The sequence below is a fragment of the Streptomyces sp. genome (assembly GCF_050698815.1).
Lineage (GTDB): Bacteria > Actinomycetota > Actinomycetes > Streptomycetales > Streptomycetaceae > Streptomyces.
Map to the genome: position 1 here is coordinate 1 of NZ_JBOHCV010000564.1, position 5,700 is coordinate 5,700.

General features: G+C 71.7%; 6 protein-coding genes and 1 pseudogene. 4 read left to right on the plus strand and 3 right to left on the minus strand.

Features of this window, described 5'->3' with window-relative positions; translation table 11 throughout:
• Positions 1-1,522: 3-hydroxyacyl-CoA dehydrogenase family protein (locus tag ACRDP3_RS20315; RefSeq protein WP_431518403.1), on the minus strand; the 1,522-nt coding region annotated here is incomplete at its 3' end.
• Between the two features lie 321 nt (positions 1,523-1,843).
• Here ACRDP3_RS20315 and ACRDP3_RS20320 point away from each other — a divergent pair.
• Entirely contained in the window at positions 1,844-2,470 is a 627-nt protein-coding gene (locus ACRDP3_RS20320) for a HEAT repeat domain-containing protein (protein ID WP_431518404.1), read from the plus strand.
• Here ACRDP3_RS20320 and ACRDP3_RS20325 read toward each other — a convergent pair.
• The gene (locus tag ACRDP3_RS20325; RefSeq protein WP_431518405.1) at positions 2,454-3,008 is read right to left on the minus strand and encodes an N-acetyltransferase family protein; all 555 of its coding nucleotides are present in this window, start codon (positions 3,006-3,008) and stop codon (positions 2,454-2,456) included. The genes ACRDP3_RS20320 and ACRDP3_RS20325 overlap by 17 nt on opposite strands.
• A gap of 104 nt (positions 3,009-3,112) precedes the next feature.
• On the opposite strand from ACRDP3_RS20325, the gene ACRDP3_RS20330 reads away from it, so the two are divergent.
• Positions 3,113-3,622, plus strand: a complete 510-nt coding sequence (locus ACRDP3_RS20330) for a pyridoxamine 5'-phosphate oxidase family protein (protein WP_431518406.1) — start codon at positions 3,113-3,115, stop codon at positions 3,620-3,622.
• A gap of 26 nt (positions 3,623-3,648) precedes the next feature.
• On the opposite strand, the gene ACRDP3_RS20335 is transcribed toward ACRDP3_RS20330, so the two are convergent.
• Positions 3,649-4,683, minus strand: coding sequence for an Rv2578c family radical SAM protein (locus tag ACRDP3_RS20335; RefSeq protein WP_431518407.1), 1,035 nt, complete (start codon positions 4,681-4,683; stop codon positions 3,649-3,651).
• A gap of 137 nt (positions 4,684-4,820) precedes the next feature.
• Between ACRDP3_RS20335 and ACRDP3_RS20340 the strand changes: the two genes are divergently transcribed.
• Both ACRDP3_RS20340 and ACRDP3_RS20345 read left to right on the plus strand, forming a co-directional pair.
• Positions 4,821-5,267, plus strand: a complete 447-nt coding sequence (locus ACRDP3_RS20340) for an SRPBCC family protein (RefSeq protein WP_431518408.1) — start codon at positions 4,821-4,823, stop codon at positions 5,265-5,267.
• Positions 5,268-5,511: 244 nt separating this feature from the next.
• A pseudogene (locus ACRDP3_RS20345) lies at positions 5,512-5,700 on the plus strand (hypothetical protein); the annotation flags it as partial.

Here is a 5,700-nt window from a genome sequence, read left to right on the forward strand (position 1 = left end):
TGTTGAGGTACGGGAAGAGCAGCGCGTTCACGATGAAGCCCGCCCGGTCCCCGCAGTCCACGGGGTGCTTGCGCAGGGCACCGCACACCTCGCGGATGGTGGCGTGCGCCTCGTCGCCGGTGAGCACTGTTCGCACGATCTCGACCAGCTTCATCGCGGGCGCCGGGTTGAAGAAGTGCATCCCGATCACGTCCTGCGGACGCGAGGTCGCGCGGGCGCAGGCGACGACGGGAAGCGAGGAGGTGGTCGTGGCCAGCACCGCGCCCGGCTTGCACACCCGGTCCAGGTCGGCGAAGAGCTGTCGCTTGACCGCCAGGTCCTCGGCCACCGCCTCGACCGCCAGGTCCACGTCCGACAGCGCCTCCAGCGAGCCGGCCGGGGTGATGCGGGCGAGCGCGTCGGCCGCGTCCGCTTCCGTCATCCGGCCCTTCTTCACCGACCGGGCGAAGGAGGCGCCGATGCGGGACTTGGCCGCCTCCGCCTTCTCCTCGCTGCGCGCGGCGAGCACCGTGTCGTAGCCCGCCTTGGCGAACACCTCGGCGATGCCGCTTGCCATGGTGCCCGACCCGGCGACGCCGACGGCGGAGACGGTGCGGCCCGCTGCCCGGCTGCCGTCGCCGTCCGGGGTCTGGGTGTCCGCGACGGTCACTGAACTGCCGGGCGCTTCATAGGTGTAGAAGCCGCGGCCGGCCTTCTGGCCGGTCAGGCCGGCGTCGCTGAGCTGGCGGAGGATCGGAGCGGGCGCGTGCAGCCGGTCATGGGAGTCGGCGTACATGGCGTCCAGCACAGTACGCGCCGTGTCGACGCCGATCAGGTCGAGCAGTGCCAGCGGCCCCATCGGGAGCCCGCAGCCCAGCCGCATGGCGGCGTCGATGTCCTCGCGGCTGGCGTAGCGCGACTCGTACATCGCGGCGGCCTGGTTGAGGTAGCCGAACAGCAGCCCGTCGGCGACGAATCCCGGCCGGTCGCCGACCGCGACCGGCTCCTTCCCCAGATCGCGCGCCAGGGCGGTGACCGCTGCCACCGCTTCCGGCGAAGTGAGCACCGAGGAGACCACCTCGACCAGCTTCATGGCGGGTGCGGGGTGGAAGAAGTGCAGGCCCAGCACGCGTTCGGGCCGGTCGGAGTCGGCGGCGAGGCGGGTGACGGAGAGCGCGTTGGTGCCGGTGGCGAGGATCGTGTCCGGCTTGACGACGGTGTCGAGTGCGGCGAAGACCTGGCACTTGGTGTCGTAGTCCTCCGGCACCACCTCGATGACGAGGTCCGCCTCGGCGGCGGCCCGCAGGTCGGTAAAGGTACGGAAGCGGGCCAGGGTGTCCCGCCGCTCGGCCTCGGTCATCCGCTCGCGTGCCACGGCACGCGCGGTGGAGGCTTCGAACGCGGCGGTGGCCTGCCGGGCGGCGGTGTCGCTGATGTCGATGCCGATGACCTCACGGCCGGCCCGGGCGAGGACGTCGGCGATGCCGGTGCCCATGGTGCCGAGGCCGACGACGGCGATGGTATGCAGGGGAGGACGGTCCATCACGGGACTCCAGGGGTGACGACTGATGATGAGGGGTGCGGAAACGCGCACGCACGCGGCGGAGGTGCTGCGATGCGGGAAGGCGGACGGCCTCGTCCCTGGGCCGTTCCGTACTCAGCGGTGCTGCCCGGGTGGCGCCGCGGCGCTCGCCGCGGACCCGGACCCCCGCCGAACCGACTGCACTCTCAAGCGGCTGCGTCACCAGGCCGCCTGAGCGGGGGTGCCGCTCTGACGAGCAGCCTAACTCGTGGGTAACCACGACACCAGGGGTATGGCACTTCCAAGGGTTGTGGCACGGAGCACGTGGGGGAGGGAGCGGAAGTGGGCGACGCATTCCGATCGTTGATCGATCGCGTACGGGCCGAGGCGGACCCGTCCGAGTACGAGCGGCTGGTCGCACTCGCCAGGAGGGACACCCCGGCGGCGCGCGATCAGCTGGCGTCCGTACTGGCGGAGAGCGAACGCCCGTTGTGGGCACGGGAGGTGGCGGCTTTCGCGCTCGGCACCGCGGGAGATCCACGCGGCTTCGAGACGCTGATCTTCATGCTGAACTACCGCGATCCGGTGCGCTGCGCCACCGCCGCGCACGCGCTGGCGCGGCTGCGCGACCCGCGCACCGCACGTGCCGCCGCGGCCTTGGCGACGAACGAGCTGCGCACCGGCTACGCGCTGCACGCCGTGCGGCTGCTCACGGCGTTACGGGCACCGGAGTCCGTACCGACGCTGATCTCCGTGCTCCAGCGGCTGCTGATGGGGCCGATGCACTACTGGCCGATCGCGGAGGCGTGCGTGCAGGGACTGGGGGCGCTGGGCGATCGGCGCGCGGTGGCCGTACTGGGCGCGGCCGCCGAGCATCATCGCCTGTGCCCGTCCGCGAAGGCGGCGCTGGCCCGGATGCCGGTGGGCCACGGGCGCAGCCGTGCGCGATCGGTCAGGCCGCGCCGCTGACGTTCTCGCTGACGTAGCGGACCATCGGCACGGCAGTGCCCTCGACGTCGTAGGTGTCCATCCCGCCGTCGAGGGCGAACCCGGCGCGCTCGTAGAACCGGCGGGCGCGGGCGTTGCCCTCGACGACCCAGAGGAACAGCCGCGGGAAACCCCGCGCGGCGGCCGCCTCCAGCGTGTGGTTCATCAGGGCGCGGCCCACACCGGTGCCGATCAGGTCCGGCCGCACATAGAGGGCGTACAGCTCGCCCCCGGAGGCCGGCTCGCCCCCGGCGTGCGGACCGTCGGGGCGGTACGGGCCGAGGGCGGCCCAGCCCGTCACCGTGCCGTCGGCGCTCTCGGCGACCAGATCCGTGACCGAGCCGTCGGCCTCGGCGAACATCCGGCGCCGCCGGGCCGCGTCCGCCGCCACGGACATCGCGGCCAGATAGCCGGACGGCATCAGACCCGCGTAGGCGTACCGCCAGCCGCTCACACGCAGTGCCGCGACCGCGTCGATGTCGGTCGCGGTCATCTCACGTACGCGCATGAGCGGATGCATGCGGGGATGGTGGCAGAGAGCCGGTTGCCGGTACGAAGCGTTTTCCGGGAAGAAGAAGGGTTTTCCGGACGGAGGATGTCGGGTATTCGCGCCACCATGAGCGCATGACAGAGAGCTGGGCGGACTTCCGTGCCGCACAACCCGACTTTTCCGACGCCGTACGCCGGCGCTTCGAGGACTTCACCCACCACGTCCTGGGCACCCTGCGGGCTGACGGCTCACCACGGCTGACCGGGCTGGAAACCGCCTTCCGGGAGGGTGAACTCTGGCTGGGGATGATGACCGGCTCGCGCAAGGCGCTGGATCTGCGCCGCGACCCGCGGTTCTCGCTGTACGCCAACCCGGGCCCGGACACCGGGATGGGCGGCGGCGACGTACGTGTCTCCGGGCGGGCCGTCGAGGTGACCGCGCCGGACGAGCTGGCCCGCTACGCGGCGGGGGCTCCGGGGGGCGAGGTACCCGAGCGGTTCCACCTCTTCCGTGCCGAGCTGACGGAGGTGATGCGGGTGCACATCGACGACCCGCACATCGTCTTCGAGGTCTGGCGTCCCGGCCAGGCGCTGCGCACGATCCGGCGCGGCAACGAGGACAGCACGCTCTACGAGGACCACTGAGCGACCGGCACGCTCGTTCCGGTTCCCTACAACAGCGTCAACTGGGTGCTGGGCGGCGTGTCCTGCTCCGGTGACCGCTCGGGGTGCACCTCGACGCGGCGTGCGGTGCCGGGCGAGGTCGGGCCGATGCCGTACTCGGCGGCCAGCTCGTGGACCTGCCGGGTGATGCGGCGCTGGTACCACTTGGGTGCGTAGGCCCCGTCCGCGTACAGCGCCTCATAGTGCCGCACGAGGTGCGGGTGGTGTTCGCCGAGCCAGCCCATGTACCACTCGCGGGCGCCGGGCCGCAGATGCAGCGCGAGCGGCGTGACGGAGGTGGCCCCGGCGGCGGCGATCGCCCGTACGGTGGTGCGCAGTTGGGCGGGCGAGTCCCCGAGGAAGGGGATGACGGGCGCCATCAGCACCCCGCAGGGGATGCCGTGCCTGCTGAGGGTGCGGACCACGTCGAGGCGGCGCTCGGGCGCCGGGGTGCCGGGCTCCACCGTGCGCCACAGCTCCTCGTCGGTGAACCCGACGGACACCGAGACCCCGACGTCCGCCACCGCCGCCGCCGAGCGCAGCAGGTCGAGGTCGCGGAGGATGAGGGTGCCCTTGGTGAGGATCGAGAAGGGGTTGGCGTAGTCGCGGAGCGCGGTGAGGATGCCCGGCATCAACTTGTACCGACCTTCCGCGCGCTGGTAGCAGTCGACGTTGGTGCCCATCGCGATGTGATCGCCCCGCCAGCGGCGGGCGCCCAGCTCCTTGCGGAGCAGTTCCGGTGCGTTGACCTTCACGACGATCTGCGAGTCGAAGTCCGCGCCGGTGTCGAGGTCGAGATAGCGGTGGGTGCCGCGGGCGAAGCAGTACACGCAGGCGTGGCTGCACCCCCTGTACGGATTCACGGTCCATTCGAACGGCATCCGGGAGGCGCCCGGCACCCGGTTCACGACCGAGCGTGCCCGCACCTCGTGGAAGGTGATGCCGCGGAACTCGGGGGTGTCGAACGTACGCGTGACGACGTTGGTGCCGAAGAGGGCGGGATGCTCCACCGTCCCGTCGTTGCTCAGGTTCTCCCAGCGCATGGAGCCTCCCTCATACCGGTGCCGCTGTACCTCACCTGAATAGAACACCTGTTCCATAGAGCTGTGTCAAGCCGATTTGGGCGGGTGGCGCGCGGGTGATTGGGTGGCTCCTCACGTGCCGATCAGCAGGAGGAGTCATGGCGCAGGTCGAGGCCACCACGCAGCGCGAGATCGCGGCGACGCCGGAAGCCGTGGTCGGCGCACTCGCCGACTACCGCGGCACCCGGCCGAAGCTGCTGACGGAACACTTCAGCGAGTACGAGGTGCGCGAGGGCGGCCACGGTGCGGGCACCGTCGTGCACTGGAAGCTCCAGGCCACCAGCAAGCGGGTGCGCGACTGTCTGTTCGAGGTCGCCGCACCGGCCGACGGGGAGCTGCGGGAGAGCGACCGCAACTCCTCGATGGTCACGACCTGGAGGGTCGTGCCCGGCGCCGCCGAGGGTGCCTCGCGCGTCACCGTCTCGACGGTGTGGAACGGGGCGGGCGGTGTCGGCGGGTTCTTCGAGCGGATCTTCGCGCCGAAGGGCCTCACCCGCATCTACGACGAGATGCTCGGCAAACTCGCCGCCGAACTGGCGAAGTAACCGCCGCCGGTGGCACCGCCGCCGCTCACCGATTCGAGTGGTTCTGGCGGTGGCCGGTGCGGGTGGCCGAGGTGCCCGCCGTGCCGTCAAAGCCGCAGTTGAGCGCCTGACGGGCGCCCCGGGCAACGGACTTGACCGCTTCCCCGCCCGCGCAACAGGCGGCGCGCCGTACTTGCTCACCCTTGTCGCGTAATGCGAGAAATGCTGCCCGAGGATGGGCGAACGTGACCAGGGGGAGTGCGATATGGGCGGGACGGCTCTGGAGAGCAGAGGCGAGCAGGTCCCCGCGTTCGTCGAAGTGAGCCTGGAGATCCCGGAGTACGGACGGGAGCGGGTGGGGGGCCGGGAGGGGCGCCCGCCGGGGCCGGAGCCGTACGGGACGGACGGCCCCGTCTCCCCGCGGCCCGGGCCGCCGCCCCCGGGGGAGCGGCGG

What these genes read in the sequence shown, in the direction of transcription:
- ACRDP3_RS20330 (WP_431518406.1), top strand. Translation starts at nt 3,113, where the DNA reads ATGACAGAGAGCTGGGCGGACTTCCGTGCCGCACAACCCGACTTTTCC.
- ACRDP3_RS20335 (WP_431518407.1), bottom strand. Translation starts at nt 4,683, where the DNA reads ATGCGCTGGGAGAACCTGAGCAACGACGGGACGGTGGAGCATCCCGCC.
- ACRDP3_RS20340 (WP_431518408.1), top strand. Translation starts at nt 4,821, where the DNA reads ATGGCGCAGGTCGAGGCCACCACGCAGCGCGAGATCGCGGCGACGCCG.
- ACRDP3_RS20325 (WP_431518405.1), bottom strand. Translation starts at nt 3,008, where the DNA reads ATGCATCCGCTCATGCGCGTACGTGAGATGACCGCGACCGACATCGAC.